The 26,806-nt window shown below is 39.9% G+C and carries 27 protein-coding genes; 13 read left to right on the forward strand and 14 right to left on the reverse strand.

The features are described 5' to 3' along the window. Position 1 precedes the first annotated feature (1 nt). The 3 genes from H5092_RS08355 to H5092_RS08365 all read right to left on the reverse strand — a co-directional run bounded on the left by H5092_RS08355 (position 2) and on the right by H5092_RS08365 (position 3,379). A complete protein-coding gene (locus H5092_RS08355) occupies positions 2 to 1,303 on the reverse strand; it encodes a hemolysin family protein (protein WP_002959027.1) in 1,302 nt (433 codons plus the stop codon). A 147-nt stretch (positions 1,304 to 1,450) separates the two neighbouring features. Further along, the gene (locus H5092_RS08360; RefSeq protein ID WP_182733299.1) at positions 1,451 to 2,140 is read right to left on the reverse strand and encodes a transporter substrate-binding domain-containing protein; all 690 of its coding nucleotides are present in this window, start codon (positions 2,138 to 2,140) and stop codon (positions 1,451 to 1,453) included. A gap of 129 nt (positions 2,141 to 2,269) precedes the next feature. After that, positions 2,270 to 3,379: an arginase family protein gene (locus H5092_RS08365; RefSeq protein WP_182733300.1), complete on the reverse strand. Its 1,110-nt coding sequence runs from the start codon at positions 3,377 to 3,379 to the stop codon at positions 2,270 to 2,272. Between the two features lie 454 nt (positions 3,380 to 3,833). On the opposite strand from H5092_RS08365, the gene udp reads away from it, so the two are divergent. Continuing rightward, on the forward strand, positions 3,834 to 4,589 hold the full coding sequence (gene udp / locus H5092_RS08370; protein WP_007582384.1) for a uridine phosphorylase: 756 nt from the start codon (positions 3,834 to 3,836) through the stop codon (positions 4,587 to 4,589). Between the two features lie 98 nt (positions 4,590 to 4,687). Here udp and cdd read toward each other — a convergent pair whose 3' ends face one another. Both cdd and ppc read right to left on the reverse strand, forming a co-directional pair. Beyond that, positions 4,688 to 5,614, reverse strand: a complete 927-nt coding sequence (gene cdd, locus H5092_RS08375; protein ID WP_182733301.1) for a cytidine deaminase — start codon at positions 5,612 to 5,614, stop codon at positions 4,688 to 4,690. A gap of 136 nt (positions 5,615 to 5,750) precedes the next feature. Beyond that, entirely contained in the window at positions 5,751 to 8,396 is a 2,646-nt protein-coding gene (gene ppc, locus H5092_RS08380; protein ID WP_002959021.1) for a phosphoenolpyruvate carboxylase, read from the reverse strand. A 120-nt stretch (positions 8,397 to 8,516) separates the two neighbouring features. Between ppc and H5092_RS08385 the strand changes: the two genes are divergently transcribed. The 5 genes from H5092_RS08385 (at position 8,517) to H5092_RS08405 (ending at position 12,348) form a co-directional block, all read left to right on the forward strand. Beyond that, positions 8,517 to 8,915 carry a thiol-disulfide oxidoreductase DCC family protein gene (locus H5092_RS08385; protein WP_154902912.1) on the forward strand — a complete coding sequence of 133 codons (399 nt, stop codon included), beginning with the start codon at positions 8,517 to 8,519 and terminating at the stop codon, positions 8,913 to 8,915. Beyond that, positions 8,912 to 9,634, forward strand: coding sequence for an SDR family NAD(P)-dependent oxidoreductase (locus tag H5092_RS08390; protein ID WP_154902913.1), 723 nt, complete (start codon positions 8,912 to 8,914; stop codon positions 9,632 to 9,634). Before H5092_RS08385 ends, H5092_RS08390 begins: the two co-directional genes overlap by 4 nt. Before the next feature lie 9 nt (positions 9,635 to 9,643). Then, positions 9,644 to 10,252: a flavin reductase family protein gene (locus H5092_RS08395; protein ID WP_182733302.1), complete on the forward strand. Its 609-nt coding sequence runs from the start codon at positions 9,644 to 9,646 to the stop codon at positions 10,250 to 10,252. A gap of 101 nt (positions 10,253 to 10,353) precedes the next feature. Next, on the forward strand, positions 10,354 to 11,574 hold the full coding sequence (locus tag H5092_RS08400; protein ID WP_182733303.1) for a Xaa-Pro peptidase family protein: 1,221 nt from the start codon (positions 10,354 to 10,356) through the stop codon (positions 11,572 to 11,574). A 114-nt stretch (positions 11,575 to 11,688) separates the two neighbouring features. Beyond that, positions 11,689 to 12,348, forward strand: coding sequence for a DsbA family oxidoreductase (locus H5092_RS08405; RefSeq protein ID WP_182733304.1), 660 nt, complete (start codon positions 11,689 to 11,691; stop codon positions 12,346 to 12,348). 56 nt (positions 12,349 to 12,404) lie between these two features. Here the strand turns inward: H5092_RS08405 and H5092_RS08410 are convergent, their stop codons facing one another. Beyond that, positions 12,405 to 13,103, reverse strand: a complete 699-nt coding sequence (locus H5092_RS08410; RefSeq protein ID WP_182733305.1) for an immunity 49 family protein — start codon at positions 13,101 to 13,103, stop codon at positions 12,405 to 12,407. Between the two features lie 38 nt (positions 13,104 to 13,141). Here H5092_RS08410 and H5092_RS20680 point away from each other — a divergent pair, with 38 nt between their 5' ends. From H5092_RS20680 to H5092_RS08420, 3 genes are all read left to right on the forward strand, one after another. Further along, positions 13,142 to 13,264 (forward strand): hypothetical protein, encoded by a 123-nt coding sequence (locus H5092_RS20680; RefSeq protein ID WP_259397865.1) that lies wholly within the window; start codon positions 13,142 to 13,144, stop codon positions 13,262 to 13,264. 979 nt (positions 13,265 to 14,243) lie between these two features. Further along, positions 14,244 to 14,975: a MauE/DoxX family redox-associated membrane protein gene (locus tag H5092_RS08415; protein WP_154902917.1), complete on the forward strand. Its 732-nt coding sequence runs from the start codon at positions 14,244 to 14,246 to the stop codon at positions 14,973 to 14,975. 106 nt (positions 14,976 to 15,081) lie between these two features. Next, the gene (locus H5092_RS08420) at positions 15,082 to 15,426 is read left to right on the forward strand and encodes a TonB family protein (protein WP_029771693.1); all 345 of its coding nucleotides are present in this window, start codon (positions 15,082 to 15,084) and stop codon (positions 15,424 to 15,426) included. Between the two features lie 67 nt (positions 15,427 to 15,493). On the opposite strand, the gene H5092_RS08425 is transcribed toward H5092_RS08420, so the two are convergent. From H5092_RS08425 to H5092_RS08450, 6 genes are all read right to left on the reverse strand, one after another. Then, a complete protein-coding gene (locus tag H5092_RS08425; RefSeq protein ID WP_004588770.1) occupies positions 15,494 to 15,772 on the reverse strand; it encodes a peptidylprolyl isomerase in 279 nt (92 codons plus the stop codon). An 87-nt stretch (positions 15,773 to 15,859) separates the two neighbouring features. Beyond that, on the reverse strand, positions 15,860 to 16,282 hold the full coding sequence (locus tag H5092_RS08430) for a thiol-disulfide oxidoreductase DCC family protein (RefSeq protein WP_182692720.1): 423 nt from the start codon (positions 16,280 to 16,282) through the stop codon (positions 15,860 to 15,862). A gap of 27 nt (positions 16,283 to 16,309) precedes the next feature. Continuing rightward, a complete protein-coding gene (locus tag H5092_RS08435; protein ID WP_182733306.1) occupies positions 16,310 to 16,837 on the reverse strand; it encodes a response regulator transcription factor in 528 nt (175 codons plus the stop codon). Next, entirely contained in the window at positions 16,834 to 18,075 is a 1,242-nt protein-coding gene (locus H5092_RS08440) for a HAMP domain-containing sensor histidine kinase (protein WP_182733307.1), read from the reverse strand. Before H5092_RS08440 ends, H5092_RS08435 begins: the two co-directional genes overlap by 4 nt. A 61-nt stretch (positions 18,076 to 18,136) precedes the next feature. Beyond that, positions 18,137 to 18,541 carry a DUF4440 domain-containing protein gene (locus H5092_RS08445; protein WP_024595765.1) on the reverse strand — a complete coding sequence of 135 codons (405 nt, stop codon included), beginning with the start codon at positions 18,539 to 18,541 and terminating at the stop codon, positions 18,137 to 18,139. An 8-nt stretch (positions 18,542 to 18,549) separates the two neighbouring features. Continuing rightward, a complete protein-coding gene (locus H5092_RS08450; RefSeq protein ID WP_182733308.1) occupies positions 18,550 to 19,857 on the reverse strand; it encodes an amidohydrolase family protein in 1,308 nt (435 codons plus the stop codon). A gap of 153 nt (positions 19,858 to 20,010) precedes the next feature. On the opposite strand from H5092_RS08450, the gene H5092_RS08455 reads away from it, so the two are divergent. After that, a complete protein-coding gene (locus tag H5092_RS08455) occupies positions 20,011 to 21,090 on the forward strand; it encodes a ketoacyl-ACP synthase III (RefSeq protein ID WP_182712350.1) in 1,080 nt (359 codons plus the stop codon). Between the two features lie 70 nt (positions 21,091 to 21,160). Then, the gene (locus tag H5092_RS08460; protein ID WP_182733309.1) at positions 21,161 to 21,547 is read left to right on the forward strand and encodes a VOC family protein; all 387 of its coding nucleotides are present in this window, start codon (positions 21,161 to 21,163) and stop codon (positions 21,545 to 21,547) included. Between the two features lie 39 nt (positions 21,548 to 21,586). On the opposite strand, the gene H5092_RS08465 is transcribed toward H5092_RS08460, so the two are convergent. Beyond that, positions 21,587 to 22,951 (reverse strand): M17 family metallopeptidase, encoded by a 1,365-nt coding sequence (locus tag H5092_RS08465; protein ID WP_154902923.1) that lies wholly within the window; start codon positions 22,949 to 22,951, stop codon positions 21,587 to 21,589. 87 nt (positions 22,952 to 23,038) lie between these two features. Then, positions 23,039 to 23,461, reverse strand: coding sequence for a hypothetical protein (locus H5092_RS08470; RefSeq protein WP_002959004.1), 423 nt, complete (start codon positions 23,459 to 23,461; stop codon positions 23,039 to 23,041). A gap of 103 nt (positions 23,462 to 23,564) precedes the next feature. Here H5092_RS08470 and H5092_RS08475 point away from each other — a divergent pair, with 103 nt between their 5' ends. Beyond that, on the forward strand, positions 23,565 to 23,738 hold the full coding sequence (locus H5092_RS08475; RefSeq protein WP_154902924.1) for an oxidoreductase-like domain-containing protein: 174 nt from the start codon (positions 23,565 to 23,567) through the stop codon (positions 23,736 to 23,738). Between the two features lie 317 nt (positions 23,739 to 24,055). Continuing rightward, the gene (locus H5092_RS08480; RefSeq protein ID WP_182716321.1) at positions 24,056 to 26,638 is read left to right on the forward strand and encodes a TonB-dependent siderophore receptor; all 2,583 of its coding nucleotides are present in this window, start codon (positions 24,056 to 24,058) and stop codon (positions 26,636 to 26,638) included. Positions 26,639 to 26,806 lie beyond the last annotated feature (168 nt).

Consider the following 26,806-nt stretch of genomic DNA (forward strand, 5'->3'; position numbering starts at 1 on the left):
TTTAAAGGGGGTTGTCGTTCTGTGGATTAATAACTCTTGAAACTAACAACTGCTCTACCCTAATTCCCTCTACATCAACAACTTCAAACTTAAAGCCTGAAAAAGTTAAATGCTCTGCACGTTTAGGGATTCGCTTCATACTGTAAATTAAAAATCCAGCGACAGTTTCATAGTGCATCTGATCAGGAAATTCTTCTATATCAAGTACCTTTGCTAAATCGGTAATTGGAGTTAACCCATCTACAAGCCATGAATTTTTATCGCGCTCTATAATTAATTCATCACCTTGATGAGTAATTAAATCCCCCATAAACCCTTTCATTAAGTCTTTAACCGTTACAATACCTACCGAAAGCGCGTATTCGTTTACGACAACAGCAAATGGCTTTGCTGCGCTTTTAAACGCATTTAAGGCTTCTGATAGGCTTAATGTTTCCGGTAAGTAAAAAACATCTTTATCAATCAGCTCATCGTTTATATTGGCGGCTTCGCCTTTTAGTACTTGTCGTAAAATATCTTTAGATTCAACAGAGCCATGCAATTTATCTAAATTTCCTGACACTACTAAAAAGTGATTATGAGGGTGGTCAATAATTTTGGTCGCAATATCATGGCTAGATTCGTTTAAATCAAAATAGACAATTTGGTCGCGTGGCGTCATTACGCTTGATAAAAACCGCGCTTCTAGGTCAAACACATTACCAATGAGTTCATACTCTTGCTTTTGCAAACTACCATATGCAGCACCCGCTTCCATCATGGCAACAATGTCCTCAGTTGTAACGTTGTCTTCTCGCTCAGCGGGCACTTTAAATAAGCGCAGCACAAAGTTAGTTACCCCATTAAAAAACATCACTAGCGGAGTTAAGGCAAAGGTTACCCAGCGCATTATTGTAACGACTCTAACAGCGACAGCTTCTGGCATGATCATCGCTAAACGTTTTGGCATTAAATCGGCGAACAAGATAAACAGAGATGTAATAGTAAAAAATGAGAATAAAAAGCTAATTTTTTCTAAGTGTGCACCTTGATAAAAAAGCACTAAAACACTTTCAACATAAGGCGATAAAGCCTGCTCGCCCACAATACCACCCAAAATCGCAATCGCGTTGAGTGCAATTTGGATCATGGCAAAAAAAGCCCCTGGATTTTCTTGTAGCTTTAATACCGCTGCTGCTTTTATATTTCCTTCATCTGCCATTACCCGCAGTTTTATTTTACGCGACGCTGCAATTGCTATTTCTGACATAGCAAACAACGCACTGATCAAGATCAATAAGCTAATCCCGATTAAATCACCCATTTAACGCTCCAATAAGTTAGCGCTTTTTTAAACAAAAAGCAGCTGGATTATAATCGGTTTTTTAAACGCAGCAATTTATATTTACGAAATATATTTAAGCTATTAATTTTCAATTATTTAAGAGGTAAAACAGTGAGTTTAAAGTGCTTAAATTTTATTAAAGGCAACTTTTAATTGAGAAACTAAAGCCGGATCCATATTTATATTACAGGCAAAAAATAACGGAGACTGAGTTGTGTTTAAATCAAGTAATGGTTCTAGTAACTCAAGCTTAGGCTCTGTTTTAACTCGATAGTTAAATTGCTTTTTGTTGAGGATAACAAAATCAAGTATATGGTGACGAGTGCTTATGAGTTTATCTATTTTATCTAGGCTATCGATGAGTAATAAATGCTTGCTTTCACTAAAGCCCCTTTCAAGCAAATAATGATGACTAAAGTTATCACGCAGTACTGCTATTTTGTATTTTTTAGCATCATTGAGTGTGTTTAACTTTATACCTCTGGATTTTAGACCATAAATGGCAGAGTCAAAGCTTTCCAGTTCGCCTACCCAGTTAAACTTACTTTCTCTATTAGGTAATCGAACAATCGAAAATATACAGGTGTTTTTATCGCGTAGCGCTGCATTGTAGGATATGGCCCAACTATGCGCCAACATAGTGTAGTTTATACCTGTACCTTCTAGCGCTTTATGAACTTTTTCGACAGAGCGGCCAACGAGTTTGTTATCTTCATTAATATACTGAAAGTCCGGAAATACTTCCGTTACTATTGTAATTTCAGCTGCATCAACTTTAATACAGCTAACGAACAATAAAAAGATCAACAATTTCATCTAGCGAGGCCTCAACTAACTCATTATATGTATTTAATAAATATAGCTGAGGCTTTATGAACTGCTAGTTTTTAGTCATGTGATGCACACTTATACGCTGATAGTGCTAGTATTTATAGCTTCTACAGCTTACTTGTTCATTGCACTAATTAAAAAGGCTGAAATTTTAGCGCCTTCTCTAAGTGTCGTTTCTGAGCTTGATTGGCCAACTAAAGAGCTGTCGGTAAATGGCGCTATCTCCATAATATCTGCACCCGTAATAGGAAACTCATCCGCAATGGCTGATAAAATATCAAGCGCATGCTGAGGCGTTAAACCGTGATGCTCTGGCGTACCTGTGGCAGATGCAAACTCTGCATCAAGTGCATCAATATCAAAGCTTACGTATATTTCATCAACGTTATCGGCTTTTAACTGTGCAATAGCGTCGGCAGCAACCGCTGCTGCGCCGCGTTCAATGATTTCATGTGCCCAGTGCTGTTTAACACCAAAAGTATTTTCCCAATGCGCTTTAGGCTTGCCACTTGAGCGAATACCAAATTGTATTAAATGATGCGGCGCCGGTAAAAACTCTAGTATATGTGTACACCACGAGCCAAAACATAAATCAATACCTAAGCGCTCCACAAGTAAATCGGTATGCGCGTCAAAGTGAATAATAGCCGTGCGCTTACCTTGCTCACGTTTTGCTTTTAAGTACGCTTTAGTAAGTGGGTAACTAATTGAGTGATCGCCACCAATACCAAATAATCCTTTATCTTTAAACGTTGCGTAAAAACTGTCGCACACATCTTCAGTGATTGATAACGGGCTTACGTAATAATCGTTATCTTCATCACCATATAAGGCTTTTTGGCAATTAGAAATGGTTGCATCATTTAGGTATTTGTCATGAAGTAAATGTGGGATTACACGTACATCACCTAAATCAAACGAATGACACTGAGGTTGCTGATCAATTAAAGCTGAGCGCACAAACAGTGGCCCCCAGTTTGCTCCGCGTAATATCCCACCGCCACAGTCTGAACTAATACCTAACATAACGGCTTTATGTGGTGAGTTTGGTAATTCGTTTAAAGACTCGCGCCACAAGTTATCAACGTTTTCAGTTTGTCCGTAAAGTTTATTACGCAGTGCGGCTTTGCGCTCTTTTGCAGTATTTACTGTGTATACGCCATCGCCCGGTGCGCACAAACAGTGCTCAACTTTGTTTTTAAATGCTTCAAATTGTGTGCTCATAATAAACTCCTTCGGTTTTTATTCTGTACGTAGCTAATTACTTTTGAGTAGTTATGCAAAATCACTAAAAATGCCTAAACTTCAAATAAATGCCACTTTGCTAAATAAGTCAGTGCTTAATATAAGTAAACACGTTAGTTTTTACGTGTTCACTAAAAACTTAAGTCATTGAATTTATTTGATATTAATTAAAATCTGTAATCATCCATTTAATCGTAGTTACGCGCTTGAGTGATACTTATTATGTCTGCTTGAACATGTCAACAGCGCAACAAGGCTACGTATATAAGTACTTGAGTGAATATTCATAGTTGGTGAATAAATCAAATTAGCCCTTAAAATTATTAAGGCTTTATTGGAAGAGTTAAGACAAAACGGACAATCGTCCTGTACTTGATAAACGTTTCTAGCAATCATGCTAGATTGACAACAAATTATTATAAAAGGCTTAGCTATGGAAAAGGTATTTCACTTAGGACTATGTATTGACGATCTTAAAGGTGCAAAACTTGCGATTGTACCGGGCGATCCAGATCGTGCAGCACGTATTTCACAATTCCTAGACAACCCAACCTGCCTTGCTCAAACTCGCGAGTTTCATGTTTATTTAGGTCAATTAAACGGCCACTCTGTGGTTGTATGTTCTACAGGTATTGGTGGTCCATCTACGTCGATTGCAGTAGAAGAATTAGCACAACTTGGCGTGCGTAAATTTTTACGTATTGGTACAACCGGTGCAATTCAGCCACACATTAACGAAGGCGAAATTTTAATTAGCCAAGCGTCTGTACGCTTAGACGGTGCAAGCCAACATTTTGCACCACTTAGCTACCCTGCTGTATCTGACTTTTATGCAACACAAGCTATGGTACAAGCATGTAAAAACCTAAATATCGATTTTCATATTGGTATTACTGCATCAAGCGATACATTCTACCCAGGGCAAGAGCGTTACGATACGCACTCTGGTTACGTTCCTAAATCACTACAAGGTAGCTGCGAAGAGTGGCAAAAATTGGGCGTGATGAACTACGAAATGGAATCGGCAACATTATTTACTATGTGTGCAGCCCTTGGATTACAAGCAGCATGTGTAGCAGGCGTACTTGTTAATCGTACCCGCCAAGAAATACCAAATGTAGACCACGGTGAAATTGAGCGTAAATCTGTAGCAGTAGTATTAGAAGCAGCTAAAGTATTACTTGATTAATACAGGTTATAGCAGTTAGTGAGTGAGTTATTTAATTCGATAGAATGACTCGCTTTAATAAAGCACAGCTCCGGCTGTGCTTTATTGTAAGCAAGCCACTATTTAAGTGGTGCGCTAATTACTTTAAGTGCTGGTAAATGCGTAAAACTGGCAAGTACAGCTTTTGCCACTTGCGACTGGTTTTCACGACCCGCTGTTTCGAACAATGTTATTCCCTTCACCGTACTTTCGTTAAAGCTAAGCCCAGCTAAAAAAAACTGACTTAGTGCACTTTGTAGTGGCGATAAACTTGGACTGTAAGCTGCATTTTCGGCGTAACTTCCGTAAAAATCACCATCACTAAATGTACTTATTTTTACGGCGCTAAAGTTTTGGCTGTAAGGCACATACGCATTAAGTGCAAAACGCGCAAGGGTTTCATCAAGGCCATCAAAGCTAAAATTACCTTGCTGTGGTTTTGGGTTAAATAAGCTAAATTCGTTACCTAAATCGGTAGGTCCAAATGAATGCGGCAGTAATTCAGCAAGTTTAAATTGCTGATCAGGAAGTAAAATATCAAACTCTTTCGCATCAGCGAGTTCGTTCATAAACTGGCGACAATACCCACAAGGCGCATCGCTAATCGCAATTTTAACTATTTTTTTAGCGCCGTTTAACCATGCGTTATTTATAGCCGATTGCTCTGCATGAACCACTAAACTCAATGCTTGATGATCAAACTCTACATTCGCACCAAAGTAAAAGTTTACCTCACCCTTTTCATCAAGTGCTTTAACAATTGCGCCTACATGAAAATCTGACACTGGCGCAACGGCATACTCAGAAGCTAAAGGTACTAAACCTTGTAGTAATACATCATCAGACACATTGAGTTGCGCGCATAACGCTTTAATATTATTAAAATTTAATATGCCACGTTGTGATTTTAATTGACTACGTAATGACGCTGTTTGCGCTACGCTTAATGTGAAGTGCGAATTTGTAAGTGCTGTATCTTGCTGTACAGTAAAAGTTGCTGAAGCCATAATATTTTTTAATTATTCAATGGCTAAGTAGTTTAAAAGGTTAGGATGTTAAATACCAGCCTATTTAACGCAAAAAAAGGGAGCACATCGCGTGCTCCCTTTTAATACCAATAGGTATACCTAACAAAATAAAGTGTTAGCCGGTATTACGCATACCTGCAGCTATACCTGTCATCGTGATCATTAACGCATTATCAATGTCACCTTCGTTTCGTTTTTCCTCTGAGCGAGCACGGCGTAAAAGCTCAACCTGTAATAGGTTAAGTGGATCGGTGTACGGATTACGTAAACTAATCGACTCCTTAATCCAAGGTTGTTCGGCGAGTAGGCTTTTTTGTGGGCTAAGTGATTGCACCAAGCTAATCGCTTCTTGAAGCTCTTTACGAAGTGTTACACCCAATGGTTTGTACATATCTTCCACCAGCGCATTATCGTAATGCTCACTCAACCAGCAATCGGCTTTACTAAATACCATTTCTAGCATTTCTAGGCGCGATCTAAAGAACGGCCACTGTAGGCTCATTTCGTTGAGTGTTTCTGCGCCGTACTTATTAAGCGCAGCTTTTAAGCCAGTTAACGCACCTAACCATGCAGGAAGCATTAAACGGTTTTGGCTCCACGCAAAAATCCATGGAATAGCACGCAGGCTTTCAACGCCACCATTAGGATTACGTTTTGCAGGACGCGAGCCAAGCGGCAACTTAGACAACTCAAGCTCAGGCGTTGCCATTCTAAAGTAAGGTACAAAGTTTTCATCGTGGCGAACTACATTACGGTAATGTTCACACGACTCCTCACTTATTAGCTTCATTACTTCGCGCCACTGCGGTTTTGGTTCCGGCGGCGGTAATAAGTTACTTTGTAGTACTGCACCTGCGTAAATATTTAAGCTTTGCAGTGCTACATCGGGTAAACCAAATTTAAAGCGAATCATCTCGCCTTGCTCGGTTACACGTAAACCACCTTTTAACGAACCTGGCGGTTGTGAATGCAGCGCTTGTGCAGCAGGTGCGCCACCACGCCCTACTGTGCCACCACGTCCGTGGAATAAAATAAGTTCAATACCACGCTCATCAGCAAGCTGCACTAGTTTATCCATTGCTTCGTACTGTGCCCAACCTGCTGCCATCATGCCGGCATCTTTAGCAGAATCAGAGTAACCAATCATTACATTTTGGGTGTTTTTAATGTGCCCGCGATACCAAACATTATCAAGTAATGTAGTAATTACATCACTGCCTGCGTTTAAATCGTCGAGTGTTTCAAACAAGGGTGCTACTGGTAAATCAAAGCTACAGCCGCTTTCTTTTAGCAATAATTGTACTGCTAAAATGTCTGATGCTGTTCGCGCCATCGAAATAATATACAAGCCAAATGTTTGTTCGTCTTGCTTAGCAATAACGTCAAAGGTGTCTAGCACTTCTTGAACATCAGGGCTTGGTTGCCAATGTTTTGGAATAAGCGGTCTGCGAGAGTTAAGTTCAGTAAGTAAAAAAGCTTGTTTATCTTGCTCTTGCCATTGGTTGTAGTCGCCTAAACCTAAATAACGAGTCAGCTCAGAAAAAACATCGCTGTGACGAGACGAGTCTTGGCGCACATCGAGTTTAGCTAAACGCAAGCCAAAGCTATTAATACGGTACAGTAAATCAAGCAATAAGCCATCAGCAACTACTTTCATATTACACTTTAATAACGAGCGGTAGCAGACCTCTACAGGGTGCTTAAGCTGATTAATGTCAGTAATTAAATCTTGTGAATCGCTACGCTTATTTTTAATTTTAGCGCCCAGGTGAGCCACGGTCTCTGCAACTTGGTTTTTAAGCTTTTTGATCACCGCTCTGTATGGTTCAAAGTCTTGACCTGCCAACTCAATAAGCTCATCACTGGCATCTGACATAGATAATTCAGCGCATAACGTTTTTAAATCTTGAATATATAAGTTAAGCGCCATCCAACGACCGTGGTCAAGCACTTCTGCTGTAACCTGCGATGTTACAAATGGATTTCCATCACGGTCTCCACCCATCCAAGATGTGAACTCAATCGGGCTGTAATCTTTTGGTAGCTCTAAACTTAATTGCTCTTTCACATTGGCTGAAAATTCACGTAAAAAGCGCGGAACAGCGTGCCAAAGACTGTTTTCGATTACCGCATAACCCCATTTAGCTTCATCAACTGGCGTTGGGCGAGAGCGGCGAATGTCGTCGGTATGCCAAGCCTGGCTAATAAGCTGTTCAATACGATTTAAAATAGCATCTCGCTCTAGCGGTAAGTTATCTTTTCGCTCTAATGACGCTAAGCAATCACTTAGTTCAACATGTTTGTTAATAATAGTACGGCGCGTCACCTCGGTTGGGTGGGCGGTTAATACTAAGTTTATGTGGAGTTTTGAGAGTGTTTCGGCCAAATGATTACTATCTAGCTGGCCTTGTTCTGCTTTTGTAACTAACGTTTTTAATGTTTGAGTGAGAGGGTTTTGTTGACCAAGGCCAACGTCATTAAAACGCGAAACGGTATGAAATTGTTCTGCTACATTAGCAAGGTTTAAAAAATGATTAAATGAACGGGCAACCGGCAAAAGCTCTTCATCACTAAGCGCATGTAAAACATCTATTAGCGCTTGTCTGTCGTCTTCATTACCACTGCGAGATGATTTAGATAAAGCCCGAATTTCTTCTACTTTATCTAAAATAGCTTGGCCTTGAGCATCCTTAATAGTTTGTCCTAGTAATTGCCCAAGTAAATTTACATTACCTCGCAAGGCGGCATATTGTTCACTCATTTCTCATTCTCCTTTGTTTCGTAGGACACTATTAATATCATCATGAAGAGAAATTTAATAGATCCATTTGCAATGTCTTGTCGTAAAAAAGTATATATAAAATAATCACAAAGCGATTACATGATCATTTTTTACGATGGAAACTGCCCTCTTTGCAGCACCGAAATGCAGCAACTAAAACACGCAGACTCTAAAAATCTAATTACGCTTGAAGATCTTAACGCGAGCGACTTTAGTGAACGCTACCCGTATATTGATAAAGACAAAGCAATGAACTACCTGCAAGCCCAAAAGCAATCAGGTGAAATGATTTACGGGCTTGATGTAACGTACGAAGCATGGAAAATTGTGGGTAAACATAGCTGGTTGAAAATTTTTCGCTTGCCAATAATCCGCTTTTTCGCTGACTGCGGATACCTGTTATTTGCTAAGTATAGGCACCCCATCAGTCGCTTTTTAATGCCAAATACTCAGTGCAGTAACGGCGAATGTGGACTAAAAGCAAAAGGTGATAAATGAAAACCATTGTTTTATTCGGCGCAAGCAGTGCCATAGCAAATGCATATATAGAACATCTACAAATAAACACGCCTACTCATCAGATAGTTTGTATTAGTTCAAAAAGTATTGAATCTGACTCAAGTGTTGTCCACCTGCATACTGACTACACAAAACAAAGTTTAGCGCGCGTTACTAATTACCTAAAAGAGCAAAGTGCCGATATACAACAAGTTATTATATTCAATGGTACACTGCACAACGAAACCCATATGCCCGAAAAAAAGCTGGAGGATTTAGACGCTGAGTATTTTAGCCAACTTCTCAATTCAAACACCCTAACTCCCCTACTTTGCTTGCAGAGTATTTTGCCGCTCTTAACACATAAAACGCACTGTACTATTACAGCACTCAGTGCGCGTGTGGGCAGCATTAACGACAATAAATTAGGCGGTTGGTATACGTATCGCGCCTCTAAGGCTGCTCTTAACATGCTATTTAAAACCGCAGCGATTGAGCTTTCACGCCGAGCTAAAAATACCAAGCTCGTTTTATTTCACCCAGGGACTACTGATACCGCGCTTTCAAAGCCATTTCAAAAAAACGTACCCGCTGGAAAACTCTTTACAGCTGAATTTGTAGCTAAGCAGCTATTTACACTTACTTTTAATAACCTTCATTTAGAACTCAATGGTGAGCCTGCCTACTTAGATTGGCAAGGCGAAACCATACCGTGGTAAGGACCTTTAATGCATTTTACTAAAGAGCGCATAAACGCACTTGAAAAACACACTCGTACTCATTTAATTAATTCGCTTTCGGGTTTTAAAAGCGCCAACTTAATTGGCACGCAAGACACACAAGGCAATACTAATCTCGCCATTGTTAGCTCTGTTATTCATTTAGGGGCTCACCCGCCGCTAGTTGGCATGATAATGCGCCCAAATAGCGTGCCTCGACATACGTTCGAAAACATAATCGAAACCGGTAGTTACACCATTAACCAGGTTAATAAGGCTATTTATAAGCAAGCTCATCAAACATCAGCCCGCTACGACAAAGGCGAGTCGGAATTTGCGACGACAGGTTTAACGCCCGAATATTTAAATGACTTTGCAGCGCCTTTTGTTAAAGAAAGCCGCTTAAAGTACTCGGTTAAATTTGTAGAAAACCAACATTTAGCCATCAATGGCACAGAGCTTGTAATAGGTGAAATCACTGATGTGTATTTAGATGAAGTAGCACTTCAAAGTGATGGCTTTTTAGATTTACAGGCTATTGAAACGGTGGCAGTAACCGGGCTTGATAGCTACCACACAAGTAATAAACTCACGCGTTTACCTTACGCTAAAAAATAATATGCCATTTTAAGAGGCTATAAACTAATAGCCTCTTATCGCATAACATTGAATTTTACCTTGGTATTAATCACACTAGCTAAAAATCCAAGGAGAAAAATATGACCACCATCGGTATTGGTACACAATCAAGCGAGCAAGCGCTGGCAAGCCTAAGTAACATGATGCAAACGCTGACCCCTATCGCAGCTGACGAACATTTAGAGCGCATAGCCAAGGCTCAAGCGTATATGCTAGCAAACAACATAGATGCAATTTATTTAAACGCTGGCACCAACCTTACCTACTTTACAGGCATGAAATGGTACGCGAGCGAACGTATGGTTGGCGCGATATTACCCGCCCTTGGTGGAGTACAATACATTGCGCCTTATTTCGAAATTGGTTCACTAAACGGGTTTAAAGTAATAGATGGGCCTATTCATGGGTGGCAAGAGCACGAAAATCCTTATGCACTTTTTGTCGAAGTATTAAAAAAGTTAAACATTAATGAAAACGCAACCATTGGCATTGATGAAAGCGCACAATTTTTTATATTCGACGGCATTAATAAAGCACAAACGGGTTTAACCCTCATAAATGCACAACCTGTAACGGCGCATTGCCGTATGCATAAATCAATTCACGAGCTTAGCTTAATGCAGCGCGCGATGGATATGACCTTAGCCGTGCATCAAGCCACAGCAAGCATGCTTTATGAGGGAATAACCACCACCGAAGTAGAAGCTTTTATTAAGCAAGCACATCAAAAAGTAGGCGCGCCAGGTAACTATTTTTGTATTGTTTTATTTGGTATTGCAACGTCTTTTCCGCACGGTGTTAAAAACGCCCAAGTACTTAAAAAAGGCGATATGGTATTAATTGATACCGGCTGTAAAGTACACGATTACCTATCTGATATTACCCGTACCTATGTATTTGGCGAACCTACAATGCGCCAACGGATGTTTTGGGATCATGAAAAAGCAGCGCAAATGGCGGCATTTAATGCAGCTAAAATCGGTGCCACCTGCGAAGACGTAGACGCGGGCGCCCGTAACTATTTAGCGGCGCAAGGCCTAGGTCCGCAGTACCAAACACCGGGTTGCCCGCATCGAACGGGCCACGGCATTGGGCTAGATATTCACGAATGGCCATACTTAGTTGGCGGTGATAAAACCCCACTTGCCCCAGGCATGTGCTTTAGTAACGAGCCAATGTTAGTTATACCCGATGAATTTGGCGTGCGTTTAGAGGATCATTTTTACATGACCGACAACGGCCCTCATTGGTTTACACAACCAAGTTATAGTATTGACGACCCATTTGGCCTTAACGCTTAAAACTGAATACCTTCAAGAGCAGCTGCTTAGCTGCTCTTTTTAGTTTGGTATTGATAAAGTGCAGTTCATCCCAATATCCCCTGTTATACCAAAGCAATCCTCAAAAGGATAAATATGAAAAACTTTAAAATTGATATCGTTTCAGACGTAATGTGCCCTTGGTGTGTAGTGGGTTATAAAAATCTAGAAACTGCACTAGAGCAACTCAAAGACGAAATGAGCGCAGATATTACGTGGCATCCTTTTGAACTAAACCCAGATATGCCAATTGAAGGTCAAGACTTAAACGAACACTTAATGCAAAAGTACAACCTAAGCGAAGAGCAAGGCGATGAAAATCGTAAAAACATGTTCGAAGCAGGTCAGCGTGCCGGGTTTACCTTTAATTTTGATGGTGAGCGCATCATGATCAACAGCTTTGATTTACACCGCCTACTTACTTGGGCGCGTGAAGAAGATAAGCAAACGAAGCTAAAACTCGCCTTTTTTGAAGCACACTTCACCGATTTAAAATACTTAAATCAAGAAGAGGCACTGCTTGATGTAGTAGAAAGTGTTGGCCTTGATAAAGAACAGGCCCGCAGTATTTTACACTCAGATAAATACGTTCAAACAGTACGACAAGAGCAAGACCGCTTTAAGCAACTCGGTATTACCTCAGTCCCTACATTTATTATCAACGATAAATATGCAATCAGTGGCGGACAACCAAGCGACTCGTTTATTCAGGCACTAAAACAAATTAGTGAAGAAGAGGCTAAGCAAGACGCTTAGTTAGCTAGCAAAATTAAAGGCTGCAATATGCAGCCTCGTAGCCAAACAATGCTAATTTAAGCATTTTCAAACTCTTTATAAATTAGCCACTTTGGCAGGTAAGGGGTGTCGGGCACTTGCCAACCATGTTTATCATAGGCAAGGCTAGCCACTGCGCTTATTAGCAGAGCTACATCGCCTGTCCACGTAACTGCGCCCTCAGGTGGGTCATTGTAGAATGTATAATGTAATTCAATAGCCTTGTAGATTGCCCGTTTATAATGAGCTTCATCGTTTGATAAAAGCGCTACCCACACATCCAAATAAGGCAAGAAAAGCATGTTCACATAAGGCGCTCTAAATTCATCAACATGCTCAGGGCCTGATTTTTCCATTACCTCGCGTAATAACACTGTTTGGTCTGCGTCTTGTACAAATATATTTCGCACAAAATTTAGGAGTGCGAAGTCAAGGGCGTCAGGGTACTCAAGCCAACTTTCTTCGCATCGACAGATTAGCTCAGTCGCATCAGCATCTCTTAAACACAGGGCTAAACTTAATTGCAGTAACCAATCATCAACCATGATTAAGCGATGTTCAGCACGACCTTCTAAGCGAAATACGTGATCTTTTAAAGTAAAAATATGGCGCTGCCCGGGGTTTGACACTAAATTATAATGCGCATGCAATAAATCTAGGCCAAAGCGCATAATAGGCACGCCCTCAAGCCCTTTTTCTGCTTTTTGTGCAGTAAAGCTAACACGTATACAACTCATTGCATCTGAACTTAACCGTGCTTGAGGTGCCTTGTAAAATGATGGTTCCTTCTCCAAGTAACGAAACCATTTGTCCTCATAGCGTTCTAAATGAATTTGAAAAGCATTTTGCAAATTCACTAATTTATAATGGTCATTGTGGTACTTTAAATGGCTCATAACTTGATACTTCCAATGGTGTAATTTGTCACGTCAAACGTTGGTTTTAAACTACTGCCAGTTTGAAACTTCTGTTGCACTTTACGAAATTCAATGTTACCAGAATAATTATCAAATGCTTGCAAAGTGTTGCCCAAGGCTTGTGTAAATAGGGTGGTCAGGTCTTTCTTTTTGACACTATTTTACTTACACGAGAATAGTGCAATTGAAAATAGTCACCAATCTCTTTCAAAGTGTCTTGTCCTGAAATCTGTTTACACATTTCAGGACAAGACAAGTTTAAAACTAAATAAGACTGCACATTTTAGCCCTATTGGTTCTCAACTGTAATATGCACATATTCGCCGCTGTAGTGATTAAGCAATCCTTACTAGCGCAGTAATAGAGCGCCCCTGACTTGAGTATTTCCTCCTCAGTATTTTTAATTATTAACGCGCAGCGATGCGTATTTTCGAAAGTCTTAATCGATATTTCTAAAAAGCCTATGAGGGATTTATTATTTATTGTTACCTGCTCTGTTATTAAGTTTATTTTAATAACCCTAGCCAATCGAAAATATTTATAAACTATATACAAACTGGCTAAGCAGCTAATTGGCAGTATTATCTCCCCTAACGCTAAAACGAGCCCTGCTAATATAGCGATAGCTCCTATCCCTACACCTTTAGATTTTATTAACGTGACTGTATTTTTCATAATAATAGGTAGTTGATATTGCTTATGGTTAATTTCTAATATAGGAACATATCTACTATTTGTTCCTTTGCCACAATTAACATTACACGAATAGATTTTTACACTGGCATTATAAGTGCATTATTAGCAAAGAAAATTATTACATGCTCTGTGAGATAATTTTGTGCGAATGATAGGTAAAAATTACATTTATTTAGACCCTTTTTTCAAAGCGACCAACAATGTTGAAACCTACATTTGTACTGTCTGCACAAATAAATTAACTATTTAAAGTAAGGAGTACACATGGCTAAGTCAGCAACATTATATAGAATGGCAACCGATGAACATATATGTCCGTTTGGACTCAAATCAAAAGATTTACTTAAGCGAAAGGGCTATAAGGTAGATGATAAGCCGCTGACTTCGCGCGAAGAAACCGATGCATTTCAACAAAAGCACAATGTTGATACCACACCACAAACATTTATCGATAACGAACGCATTGGCGGGTATGACGACCTGCGCACTTACTTTAATAAATCGGAGCCTGGCCAACAAGGTACTACTTATACTCCCGTAACGGCCATTTTTGCTGTTACCTTATTGCTTGCCTTTGCATTTAGCTACTCGACTGGCTTTGCACTTTTTTCTATGCATACAGTTATGCTGTTTGTCGCGTTAACAATGGGCGTACTGGCTATTCAAAAATTACGCGACTTATACAGCTTTAGTAATTCTTTTATAACCTATGATTTATTTGCGATGAAAGTAGTGAGATATGCTTATGTGTATCCATTTTTAGAAGCATTTGTAAGTATTGGCATGATTGCAGGGCTTTCAGCTTATATTGTTGCACCAATTTCTTTATTTATTGGGGGTGTTGGCGCCGTGTCGGTGATTAAGGCTGTTTACATAGACAAACGAGAGCTTAAATGTGCCTGTGTTGGCGGAGATAGTAATGTACCGCTGGGGTTTGTCTCTCTAACCGAAAACCTGTTTATGATTGCGGCGGGTATCTGGATGTTTATTAAATAACCTTAATTCAGGTTAAATAATGGGCTTGATAACTAAGCGGATTATTTTACATGACTGGTCTTTTAGTGTAAAAAAGGGTACTAACTAAATAATAAAAGGAATTATAATGAAATACTTACTGTCTATAATTGCCGCTCTAATCATTACTGGCTGTACTACAACTCCACTTCAAGACAGTCCTACCGCAACAGTAAAATCAACAGTTCCCCCTAAATACCCTGTTGCAGAGGTACGTAACAAAACAGAAGGTTTTGTTACCATGTCTTATGATGTAGATAGTTATGGGCGCCCAAATAATATTAAAGTTATTAACGCTAAACCTGAACAAGTGTTTAATAGCGAAGCCAAACGTGCCCTATCTAAATGGCAATACTCACCTAAAGTTGTTAATGGTGTTGCTGTACCTGATAAAAACTTAGAAATGACAATTGAGTTTAATTTGGATAATTAATAATCGGGTAAGATTATATCTTAAAGGCTGCAGTGTGCAGCCTTTTTAGTATTTGTCAGCGAGCTTATTAAGTACGATAAAGCACTTTAATTACATGCCAGCCAAATTTGGTTTTAACTAAATGTGGCTCTAAAATTGCGCCATTAAAGGCTATTTTGTCAAACTGTGGAACCATTTGCCCGCGTCTAAACTCACCTAAGTCACCGCCTTTTTTACCTGATGGGCACGACGAGTATTTTTTAGCTAAGGTTTGAAACTTGGCACCTTTACCTAATTGCTTAATAATGTCTTCTGCTATTTCTTTGTGTTTAACCAATATGTGGAGTGCGTGCGCTGTACTTGCCATTTCAAAGCCCTGATAATTTAAAACGCGGCGATTTTAGCACAGCCACCTAAACCTAGCATCTACTTATAGCTAAGTTAACTTAGCCAATTATAAATAATGTTTTGCATCCTCTGGGTTGGGTACTCTGCAATACTGATATTTTCCAAATAACGAATACCTATTTAAAGCAACCCTATCGTATAACCAATTATTAAACCTATTTGGCAAAATACTAAATACGTTTGCTAGTTTGTATGGGTAACCTAGCTGCTTAACAACATTAAAAAAAGCATGGCTTTGTGTAAATGCTTTACCATTTTCAACAAGCACCATTGAAGCGTATTCACTGGTTGAAAAACCAAAGTGTGTTAACAACAGTTCTCCTTTTGGAGATTGCACGCTGCATAATTTAAAAATAGTAGTTTTATCGTGAGCAATAATAAAGTTACACCACGCGCTGCAAAGCTTACATTGCGCATCAAATAAAATAATTTTTTGGTTTTGCATTAATATAGCTGCATCATCGCTCATAACACTTTCCTTAAATTAAGTAATAAATTACTGCTGCACCGGCTTTTTTTGTAACTTGCGCTGCAAAGTACGTCTATGCATATTAAGTTGCCGCGCGGTAACCGACACATTGCCATTATTACTGTGTAATACTTGTTGAATATGTTCCCACTCTAAGCGCTCCGGCGACATAACCGCATCATCAATAACATTCGATGCCAATGCCACAGGCTCGGTGTTAAGCGCTTTTAATAATGTTGCCATATCAACCGGCTTAGTAAGGTAATCGTTTGCGCCTAAACGCATTGCCTCTACTGCGGTTGCTATACTGGCAAACCCGGTTAGTAAAACAATATGAGCTTGGGGGAGCAAACTACGCAGCGGCTTTATGAGTGTAAGTCCGTTATCGTCGCCTAGTTTCATGTCTAATAAAACAAAGTCGGGCAATAATTTACGCGCAGCAAGTAACGCATCACTTTGGTTATGCGCCACCTCGCAGGCAAAGCTTTGTTTAGTTAAGCGCCTTGCCAGTGTGCTGGCTAAATTAATGTCGTCTTCAATTATAAGTAACTTCATGAGGCGTTATTCTCAATGTTTACAATAGCGAGTTTAACTTTGGCAACAGCGCCGCCATCTGCATGGTTAAACAAGGTAAGTGAGCCATTTAAACGCTCAAAAGTAACATTTGATAAAAGCACAGCAAGCCCCATTCCTTGATCGCTTGGCATAAGTTGCCCGCCAAGCTCTGCTAATTGCGATGATGAAAAGCCAGGGCCAAAATCGCGAATTAACAAGTAAACGCACTCACTATGTAAGTTATCTTGCTGCCAACTCAGCTCTAATTGAGTTTGGCCTTGTTTTTGATTAGCGAGCGCGGCGTTTTGCAATAAATTTAAAATAGCAGGCAATAACATCGCATCACTCAATAGCGTTGCCGCAATAGGTGGCGTAATCCATTTAATGTGCTGATCAGGGTATTGCAGTAAAAGCGTATCTGTAATTTGCGTTTGCAGTTGCTTTACGGTGGTATGCTCTTGCGAATTTTTAAGGCGTAATTGCTCTGAGAGTTTTCTAAAGTCGTTAAGTTGCGTACTACACTGAGTAAGCGGCGCTTGCATGTGCTTAACAATAGGGTTGTTTGGTTGCTCTTCTAATAACTCTTCAAACAATAGCTGTAAATTTGCAATTGGGGTCGCTAGTTGATGGGTGATTTGTGCAGCAGCCCCATCAAGGGTAACAAGCTGTTCATTACGCAATTGTTTTTCACGCACGTTTGCAATAATTCGCTCTCGCTCTTTAAGTGCCCTGCTCATTGCGCCAATAACAAGTGCAATTACGCTGGCACTTAAAACAAAATTAACCCACATGCCAATAAAATGACCACTCATATTCATTTGATGCATACTGTGATCGGGCATCTTTATAAGTAGCAAACTGTATGCGGCAATGGCTAATACCGCAATATAAGCTAATCCTTTTTCTTGCAGCGTAACAGCAGCGATCATTATTGGGAGCAATAATAACGAAACAAATGCATTAGTTGCACCGCCGCTTAGCGATAGTAAAACCGTTAAAAATAATACGTCTGCAGTTAGCTGCATCAACATACCCAAAGGTTTAGCACGGCTTACATTTCGATAAGCAAATAGGCTAATAAGCTGAAACACAGCCTCAACGGCAATAACAATAAGTAAAGGCAGTAATGCAATTTGATGTTCTAGTAAAAAATAAACGCTAAGTACCGCAATTAATTGCACGGCAATAGCGCCGCTTCGCAGCATTAATAATCGACTAATGGTGGGGTCGGTACGCATTAACAACAGGTTATTGCCCAATCAAATGTTTAATAAGGTTATTTTAACGGTTATATGATTTTTAATCATCATCCATCGAAATTGAAAACGGCGCACAAGGCGTTCCTTGGTGAAACACCATTTTCCATTGTTCATTACTTTTACGCCAAAGCGACATACGCAATGAATAATTAAACTCAGCGCGAGCAGAGCGCCTAAAAGCAGCTTGGTAACTAAGTTGCACTACATCATCGCTCAGCATTCGGCCCTTAAAATGCTGATTATAAAACTGTGGCACAACCTCGGTAGGTAAACGAGTTAGTACTTGGTATTTATTAAATGTAGTGCCATTGGCAGCAATTTCGATAAATTCATCATCGAGTAAAGCATCTAATGCGCGCTCAGATTGGCGAACTTCTGGGTCTAGTAACTGGCGCTCAGCGTCAATCAAATGATTAAACAACGACACTTTTATTTTGCTGCTCATAACCTTCCCTATTGTTTATAAACTTGCCCAGCTTTCATAACAAATTGTACGTTTTTAAGTACGTCGATATTTTTAAGCGGTGAGCCATTCACACTGATAATATCTGCTTGTTTACCAACACTCAAGTCGCCAATGAGTGCGCTTTGCCCCAGCAGTTTAGCTGCATGTATGGTTGCTGATTTAATAGCTTGGGCTTCGCTCATACCATTGTTTACCATTAAACTAAATTCGTTAGCATTAAGCCCATGACGCGACACCCCAGAGTCTGTTCCAAAAGCTATATTAACCTTGTTTTTCAGTGCAAGTTTAAACGAAGCCTGCATTTTCGGAGTCACTTCACGCACTTTGTCGGCTATTGCCGGTGGCATATTTGGGTTTGTAAGCACCTCTTCACTTACCGTTGCCCCCGCTAAAAGCGTCGGTACTAAATAAGCCCCCGTTTTTTTAAATAACTTTATTGCCTCTTTATCTAAGTAAGAGCCATGCTCAATAGAATCTACACCGGCTTTTAAGGCCGCTTTTATACCTTGTGTACCGTGTGCATGGGCTGTAACTTTACGCCCTAAGTGGTGGGCCGTATCAACAATTGCAATCAGCTCTGCATCTGTAAGTTGTTGGTTAACACCAGCAGCGGTATTACTTAGTACTCCACCCGTGGCAGTAACTTTAATTACATCAGCGCCACTTTTAATTACCTCGCGTACTGCACGGCTACAATCATCCGCGCCATTACAAATACCAATCCCGCCTGTAACCGCATCTGTAATATCTTTTCGATAACCATGCATATCTGCGTGCCCACCAGTAGGCGATATTGTATCACCCGCTGCAAAAATGCGAGGGCCGTTAATATCATTTCGCTCAATAGCGCGCTTTAGCGGAAATATTACTTTGTGATCGCTACCTAAATCACGCACTGATGTAAAACCCGCATCGAGCGTACGTTGTAAATATTTAATTGAGCGCAAAGCATAATCGGCATCATATTCTGTAGCCCAGCGGTGAGGGTTTGCTTTTGAATCTCGCTCAAACGTAACGTGAACATGCATATCGATAAGACCAGGCATTACAAATTGATTTTTAAGATTGATAATATCGGCATCAGGTAGGTTAAGTTCTGCTTTTGTGAGGTAGCCGTTTTTAATGACTGTTATTGTATTATCTGTTATGACTAACGTTTGCTCTGTTTTTACTTTTTGATCTTCGGATGCAAGTAAACTGCCAGCATAAATAATTTTATGCTGTTGAGCAAAAGCCCCATTTGTTATTAATGCCAGCGTTATTGAAGTGAATGTTGTTATTAGTGTTGTTTTCATACTTGCTCCTTTTTTATACTAGCATTACCTTAAATAACCTGTAATTGCGAATATTTACGATACAAAACATGCTATAAACTAGTCTTGAAAGCCGTTTTTTGGTATAACTCCCCCATTAGTAACACATGTCAGACCACCTTAAGAGAACATACTATGCCTTACGCACATATCACTGGTTGGGGTAAATGCATTCCACCAGCAAGCATTAGCAACGATGAAATTAGTGAAATAGTTGATACCACCGACGAGTGGATAACCACGCGTACTGGCATTAAATCTCGCCGAGTGAGTCATGTAAGTACCGCTGAGCTGGCAACCGTTGCAGCTAAGCATGCTATTGCGTGCGCAGGCATTGATCCTAAAGATATTGATTTAGTGATATTAGCAACCTGTACACCTTCTACTGTTGTGGCAAATACCGCCTCACAAGTGCAAAAAAATATTGGTGCAACAGGCGCTGCCGCAATGGATACAAACGCGGCATGTTCGGGCTTTTTATATGCGTTGCAAGCTGCTACAGCACAAATTCAAGCGGGTATGATTAAAAAAGCAGTCGTTATTGCCGCTGAACGTATGACCTGGTATGTAAACTGGGCACGTCGCGACAGCGCTGTTTTATTTGGCGATGGCGCAGGTGCAGTAATACTTGAAGCTGCCGATACGCCAGCGGGTTTACTTGGTACCAAAACCGGTTGTGACAGCGAAGACCGCGATATTTTACACATCACCAACTTTGGTAGCGATTTAAATAAGTATGAGCCAATTGGTCCTTCTGATTTATTATTTGAAGGTCGTGAAATTTTTAAACGTGCTGTAAAAGGTATGAGTGAAGCCTGCGACGACGTACTGCAACAGGCCAACTTAAGCCTTGACGACATTAATGTACTCGTTCCACACCAAGCTAACTTACGTATTATTCAGGCTATTCAGCATCGCTTAAAAGTACCTGACGAAAAAGTAATGGTTAACATTGGTGACTATGGTAATACCTCTGCTGCGACTATTGCTATTGCGTTATGTGAAGCGGTTGAGCAAGGGTTAATTAAACCGCATTCAAACATTATGTCTGCAGCATTTGGTGCAGGCCTTACGTGGGCTGCAAGTTACATAAAATGGGGCGAACGTGTAACGCCTATTAGTGTAAGCGATGCTGCTTTACCACCATGTGATAAAACTGGTTTAGAGCTTGTAGCACCGGCCGTTAAAGCATGTAAAGAAGCCGAGCCTAGCTAACACAACATGTAGTAAGCCACATATAAAATGCACTTATTTAAGTGCGTTTTTGCTTTTTAAGGAATTAAATTTGAAACTTTTAGGTATTCATCACGCTGCTATAATTTGTAGTGACTATGCACGTTCTAAACACTTTTATAGCAATGTACTTAAACTTAACGTTATTAATGAGCACTTTAGAACTGATCGTAATTCATATAAATTAGATTTAGCCATGCCCGATGGTAGCCAAATAGAGCTATTTTCGTTTGATGGTTCGCCCGAAAGACCCAGCTATCCCGAAGCACAAGGCTTAAGACATTTAGCTTTTAAGGTAGCGGATGTACAGATTGCAAAAACGTATTTAGAATCGTGCGACGTAAAAGTTGAGGATATTAGAGTGGATGAAATAACCGGCAAAAAGTTTACCTTTTTTGCCGATCCAGATAACTTGCCACTTGAGCTTTATGAGGTTTAAAGCTCATAAAGCTCAAGTTTTTACTATTGAATCAAAAACTTACTTATTAAAACGATTTTGTAGGTAATTAAACACCGCACGAATACCTAATGCTTCACCACCAGTTGGACGACCTGGTAATGCACGTAAGTTCCATGCCATTACATCAAAGTGTACCCACGGTGTTGTTGGTTCAACAAATTCTTTTAAGTAAAGCGCTGCGGTAATAGCACCACCAAACGGTGTGCTTGCGCAATTTGCCATATCGGCTACATCACTTTTTAGTAAGCTTTTGTATTGCTCAAACAACGGAAGTTGCCAAACAGGGTCATGTACACTTAAACCGGCGTCAATAATGCCATTTGCTACATCGCGCTCTGTTGAGAAAAAGCCCGGAAGCTCCGTGCCCAGTGCAACACGGCATGCACCCGTGAGAGTAGCAAAATCAATAATTAGCTCAGGATTATCGTTTTGCGCTTCGCTTAATGCATCACATAATACTAAGCGACCTTCAGCGTCGGTATTATCAATTTCGACCATAATACCTTTGCGCGTTTTAATAACATCGCCTGGGCGAAATGCATTGCGCGATACTGCATTTTCAACCGCTGGTACAAGTACACGTAATCTAATTGGTAAGTTAGCTGCCATAATAAGCTGCGCTAGTGCAATTACGTGCGCCGCGCCGCCCATATCTTTTTTCATGTTACGCATGCCAGAGCTTGGTTTTAAATCAAGTCCGCCTGAGTCAAAACATACGCCCTTACCGACTAGCGTAATTAATGGAGCATCTGTCGCGCCCCATTTTAAATCAAGTAAACGCGGTTTATTTTCGCTTGCACGACCCACCATATGAATAGTCGGGTAGTTTTGCTCTAGTAACTCATCGCCAACCCACTGTGAAAATTCGCCATTGTAAGTTGCAGCTAAATCTTCCATAACTTGCGATAAATGTTGCGGCATCATATCTACCGCTGGAGTATTAACTAAATCACGTGCAAGTGTAATGGCATCAGCTTGTTGGCTAATGCGCTCATATAACGCTTTATCGCTAATGGCTAATTGCGCCTTTGCCGTTGGCTTTTCTTTATATTCACTAAATTCGTAACCACCAAGTACAAACCCTAAAGCAACCTGCTCTACAAAAGCGCTGTCGCCTTGAATTTGATAAGTACCTGTAGGAAGTGTATTTGCTAAATTACCCGCAGCCCAAAAATCATCGCTGCTTTGCATTAGACAAAATACCTGGCTTAACTCGCCCGTTTTAGCATCAGGAATTAAAGCAACACCTTGCTTTTCAAAACCTGTATTAGTTAACCAATTTTGTATAAATGCAGGCTGCTGTGCTTGCCAGTCAGATAATTCGTTTTTAAGAATAAAAGATAAAGGAATACCAGAAGATGTATGACGTAGTAATGCACTCATTAAAAAGCTCATATAATATAAAAATGGTACTTAAGAGCATATCAATAAGCGCACCTAAAAGGTATCGCTAATTTGAAGGGATTTTAGCTACTTTTTTAAGCTATTTTTAGATTCTTGCTTTTGATTTTCTTGATCTATTTTAGCATCTAGTTCTTTAATAGATTTGTTCATATTAAACGAACTTGGCAGTACATCAACTCCCACCAAACTCCCTAATTTAACAACTAAAGGAATTGTAAGCGGAGCAAAAGGTAATACAGCAAATACACCGAGCCCTAACCCTTTTAAAATATCAACAAATTGCTCATTTGCGCGTTTTAACTCTTCTTTACTTGTGTGGCCTTGAGTGTAACGCCTATAAATAGAGAGCATTTCTTTAGTTTCTTGTTTTTCTTGGGCGAGTGCGATTTTAAGCGCCACCATAGCACGGCGAAAACGCAGCTGTTGGCGTTTTTTACTAATTTTAACTACCCGCCAAGGTGCACGGTGAATAACTTTATATAATCGCATAACTTTTATTTTCACACAGCAGCACAGGTTCACAAAGAATAATTTACTTTCAACACCCTTTAACTTACCCTTTGCACCAAATTAGTATTAAATACATACAACAATGCAGAATATAACAAATCAATTACCGCAAAAACCTGAAAAACCAAAATCGGATGAATGTTGCGGTGGTGGCAGTTGCTGTCCCTGCGTATGGGATGAATACAAAGAAAAATTAGCAGCTTGGCGGTACGCACAAAACATTGAAAACCCCACAAAAAAAGATACAAATAAATAACATTTAAATGCAGTTAGCGCATTAATATTCCCCTCAACAGCCTTATTTGCACTTATTTAGTTCATTTTAGTTTTACTTTGCACCACTGTTGCATTTTTTCTTAAATTGAATCTTTTTGTTATCAAACGGTTAATTAGTAATTGCCCTTCCTGTTTTTTATCTATAGTCTGTAGATAGGACTTCACAAAAAGTAAGCTTAATTGATTAGGCTTTTGAGCTAAAACCTCAAACTTATGTGAAACAAAAAATTAAGTTAAAAACAAATGATGTGAAATTCACATCAAAAATAAGAATTATTCTAACTGGGGAAAATTAGAATGAAATTAAAAAGTAATGCGCTAAACCAAGCAATCAAATTTGCTTTAGCTACAACCACTGCAGGGTTATTTATTTCTGGATCTGCTATTGCGGCAGACGAGCAGGAACAAACTAAAGTAAATAAAAACGTTGAGAAAATTGCCGTAGTAGGTACGCGTTCAGCTCCTCGTTCAATAGGTGACTCACCGGTTCCAATCGACATTATTGGCGGCGAAGAGCTTGAAAAGTCAGGTAACACTGACATGCTTGAACTTTTAAAAGGTGCAGTACCATCGTTTAACGTACACCAAAACCCTATCAGTGATGCGGCTTCTCTTGTTCGTCCAGCTAACTTACGTGGTTTACCGTCAGACAGCACATTGGTTCTTTTAAACGGCAAACGTCGTCACCGTGCTTCTGTAATCGCATTTTTAGGCGGTGGTATTAACGATGGCGCGCAAGGCGCAGATATTTCAGTTATTCCAAGCATTGCGATTAAACAAGTAGAAGTACTTCGCGATGGCGCGGCTGCGCAGTATGGTTCTGATGCAATCGCCGGTGTAATGAATTTCCAACTAAAAGACGCTTCAGAAGGTGGTAAATTAGAAATCCGCCATGGTCAATTTTATGAAGGTGATGGCGATACAACACAAGTGTCGGGTAACGTAGGTTTACCGTTTACCGACAATGGTTTTGCTAATTTAAGCTTTCAATATAAAACAGCTGATGCAACAAGCCGTTCAGTTCAACGTGCCGATGCTGCAGCACTTTCAGCTGCCGGTGTGCCTGAAGTATCTTCTCTTGCACAAGTATGGGGTGCACCAGAAGTAGATGACGATATTACTATTTTTGGTAATGTGGGTTTAGAGCTAACAAACGACTCTGAATTTTACATGTTTGGTAACTACTCTGAACGTGATGTACGTGGCGGTTTTTATTACCGTAATCCGCAAACACGTTCTGGTGTTTACTCAAATGATGGTGGCGAAACATTACTTGTTGCCGACACAACACCTGATATGAGTGCAAACTGTCCAACTATCACAATAACAGACGGCAATGTACTAGATGATCCTGCTTACATAAATGGTGTAGCAAACAACCCAGATTGTTTTGCCTTTAATGAGATGCTTCCAGGTGGCTTTACACCTAACTTTGGCGGCAACATTACTGATACTTCTTTAACTATTGGTACTAAAGGTCGATTCACTGGTGGCTTCTTAAAAGATACTTACTATGACTTAAGCGGTACTGTTGGCTTAAATGAATCACGTTACTTTATTTACGACACGGTTAATGCCTCTTTAGGTGCAGATACACCACGAGACTTCAGCCCGGGTAAATACGAACAGCTAGAGAAGAACTTTAACTTTGATTTATCAAAAGGTATCGACTTTGGTTTAGCTTATGATGTAAACATTGCCGGTGGTTTTGAGTGGCATGAAGAAACATTTACTATCGTCTCTGGTGATGAAGCATCTTACACAGCAGGCCCTTTAACAGAACAAGGCTTTGGTATTGGCTCTAATGGTTTCCCTGGTTTTAAACCATCACAAGCAGGTGAATTTTCTCGCCGTAACTATGCAGCATATGTTGATGTTGAAGCACCGTTTACTGAAGACTTCTTAATGGGCGTAGCACTTCGATTTGAAGACTACGACAGCTTTGGCACTACCACTAACTACAAAGTAATGGCTCAATACCATTTAACTGAAGATTTAAATATTCGTGGTTCTGTAAGTAGTGGTTTCCGTGCACCAACGGTTGGTCAAGCTAACGTAAGTAATGTACAAACAAGTTTAGATGGCGGTGTATTACAAGATTCAGCGCTTCTTCCACCAACAAACCCAATTGCAGTGCAATTAGGTGGTACAGAGCTTGAGCCGGAAGAATCGCAAAGTTATACGCTTGGTGCTGTATACACAATTGGCGAATTATTTTTAACGCTTGATTACTACAACATCCAAGTAGATGACCGTATTAGCCAATCAGATAAAATCAACTTAAGCCAAGCAGACAAAGATACCCTTGCAGCAGCAGGAGTACCTAATGTACAAGGTCTTGCTCAAGTAAGCTTTTTTACAAACGACTTTGACACAACAACACAAGGTATCGATTTAGTTGCAAACTATACAGCTGAATTAATGGGCGGTAGCTCTACATTTAGCCTTGCATATAACTGGAATGATACTGAAGTAACTAAATTTAGTGAAATTACAGGTGCGTTTAAAGTTAAGCGTTTAGAAGAAGATTTACCTAATCATCGTGCAACGTTCACATTGTCTCAACAATGGGAATCAGTTTCTGCATTTGCTCGTGCAAACTACTACGGCGAATACCAAGGTGTTCACGTTGATTATGATGCAACAGCTAAAACAGCAGATGCTGCAGTCACTATTGATGCTGAAGTAACTTACTTCTTAAATGAATCAGTTAGCTTCTCTGTAGGTGCTCAAAACTTATTCGACCAAGATGCTGAAAAACTTGATTTTGCAGATGCAACGGGCATCCCTAATAACAACTGGGGTGGTCAGTTCTACGAAACATCTCCGTTTGGTATTAACGGTGGCTTTTACTACGCTAAAGCAACATATACTTTTTAAACTATTTTCATGAAGAACCAAAGGCGAAATGTTAAATACATTTCGCCTTTTTAATTTTATAGTTAATAAAAATAATAATAAACAATACCAATTGCATTGAATAAGTGTTCTATTATAGCGCTCAGAAAATAGCGTAATAACAAGGCGAAAACTATGATATATAGTTGC

This window comes from Pseudoalteromonas sp. SR41-7 (genome assembly GCF_014163935.1).
Classification (GTDB): domain Bacteria; phylum Pseudomonadota; class Gammaproteobacteria; order Enterobacterales; family Alteromonadaceae; genus Pseudoalteromonas; species Pseudoalteromonas distincta.

Excerpts from the sequence above, each read along its gene's own strand:
- H5092_RS08440 (WP_182733307.1), bottom strand. The coding sequence starts at position 18,075 with ATGCGTACCGACCCCACCATTAGTCGATTATTAATGCTGCGAAGCGGC.
- H5092_RS08405 (WP_182733304.1), top strand. The coding sequence starts at position 11,689 with ATGAAAAACTTTAAAATTGATATCGTTTCAGACGTAATGTGCCCTTGG.
- H5092_RS08360 (WP_182733299.1), bottom strand. The coding sequence starts at position 2,140 with ATGAAATTGTTGATCTTTTTATTGTTCGTTAGCTGTATTAAAGTTGAT.
- cdd (WP_182733301.1), bottom strand. The coding sequence starts at position 5,614 with ATGGCTTCAGCAACTTTTACTGTACAGCAAGATACAGCACTTACAAAT.
- H5092_RS08420 (WP_029771693.1), top strand. The coding sequence starts at position 15,082 with ATGAAATACTTACTGTCTATAATTGCCGCTCTAATCATTACTGGCTGT.
- udp (WP_007582384.1), top strand. The coding sequence starts at position 3,834 with ATGGAAAAGGTATTTCACTTAGGACTATGTATTGACGATCTTAAAGGT.
- H5092_RS08455 (WP_182712350.1), top strand. The coding sequence starts at position 20,011 with ATGCCTTACGCACATATCACTGGTTGGGGTAAATGCATTCCACCAGCA.
- H5092_RS08390 (WP_154902913.1), top strand. The coding sequence starts at position 8,912 with ATGAAAACCATTGTTTTATTCGGCGCAAGCAGTGCCATAGCAAATGCA.
- H5092_RS08435 (WP_182733306.1), bottom strand. The coding sequence starts at position 16,837 with ATGAAGTTACTTATAATTGAAGACGACATTAATTTAGCCAGCACACTG.
- H5092_RS20680 (WP_259397865.1), top strand. The coding sequence starts at position 13,142 with ATGATGGTTCCTTCTCCAAGTAACGAAACCATTTGTCCTCATAGCGTT.
- H5092_RS08365 (WP_182733300.1), bottom strand. The coding sequence starts at position 3,379 with ATGAGCACACAATTTGAAGCATTTAAAAACAAAGTTGAGCACTGTTTG.
- H5092_RS08445 (WP_024595765.1), bottom strand. The coding sequence starts at position 18,541 with ATGAGCAGCAAAATAAAAGTGTCGTTGTTTAATCATTTGATTGACGCT.
- H5092_RS08355 (WP_002959027.1), bottom strand. The coding sequence starts at position 1,303 with ATGGGTGATTTAATCGGGATTAGCTTATTGATCTTGATCAGTGCGTTG.
- H5092_RS08465 (WP_154902923.1), bottom strand. The coding sequence starts at position 22,951 with ATGAGTGCATTACTACGTCATACATCTTCTGGTATTCCTTTATCTTTT.
- H5092_RS08385 (WP_154902912.1), top strand. The coding sequence starts at position 8,517 with ATGATCATTTTTTACGATGGAAACTGCCCTCTTTGCAGCACCGAAATG.
- H5092_RS08470 (WP_002959004.1), bottom strand. The coding sequence starts at position 23,461 with ATGCGATTATATAAAGTTATTCACCGTGCACCTTGGCGGGTAGTTAAA.
- H5092_RS08450 (WP_182733308.1), bottom strand. The coding sequence starts at position 19,857 with ATGAAAACAACACTAATAACAACATTCACTTCAATAACGCTGGCATTA.
- H5092_RS08415 (WP_154902917.1), top strand. The coding sequence starts at position 14,244 with ATGGCTAAGTCAGCAACATTATATAGAATGGCAACCGATGAACATATA.
- H5092_RS08480 (WP_182716321.1), top strand. The coding sequence starts at position 24,056 with ATGAAATTAAAAAGTAATGCGCTAAACCAAGCAATCAAATTTGCTTTA.
- H5092_RS08410 (WP_182733305.1), bottom strand. The coding sequence starts at position 13,103 with ATGAGTTGTATACGTGTTAGCTTTACTGCACAAAAAGCAGAAAAAGGG.
- H5092_RS08475 (WP_154902924.1), top strand. The coding sequence starts at position 23,565 with ATGCAGAATATAACAAATCAATTACCGCAAAAACCTGAAAAACCAAAA.
- ppc (WP_002959021.1), bottom strand. The coding sequence starts at position 8,396 with ATGAGTGAACAATATGCCGCCTTGCGAGGTAATGTAAATTTACTTGGG.
- H5092_RS08430 (WP_182692720.1), bottom strand. The coding sequence starts at position 16,282 with ATGAGCGATGATGCAGCTATATTAATGCAAAACCAAAAAATTATTTTA.
- H5092_RS08425 (WP_004588770.1), bottom strand. The coding sequence starts at position 15,772 with ATGGCAAGTACAGCGCACGCACTCCACATATTGGTTAAACACAAAGAA.
- H5092_RS08400 (WP_182733303.1), top strand. The coding sequence starts at position 10,354 with ATGACCACCATCGGTATTGGTACACAATCAAGCGAGCAAGCGCTGGCA.
- H5092_RS08395 (WP_182733302.1), top strand. The coding sequence starts at position 9,644 with ATGCATTTTACTAAAGAGCGCATAAACGCACTTGAAAAACACACTCGT.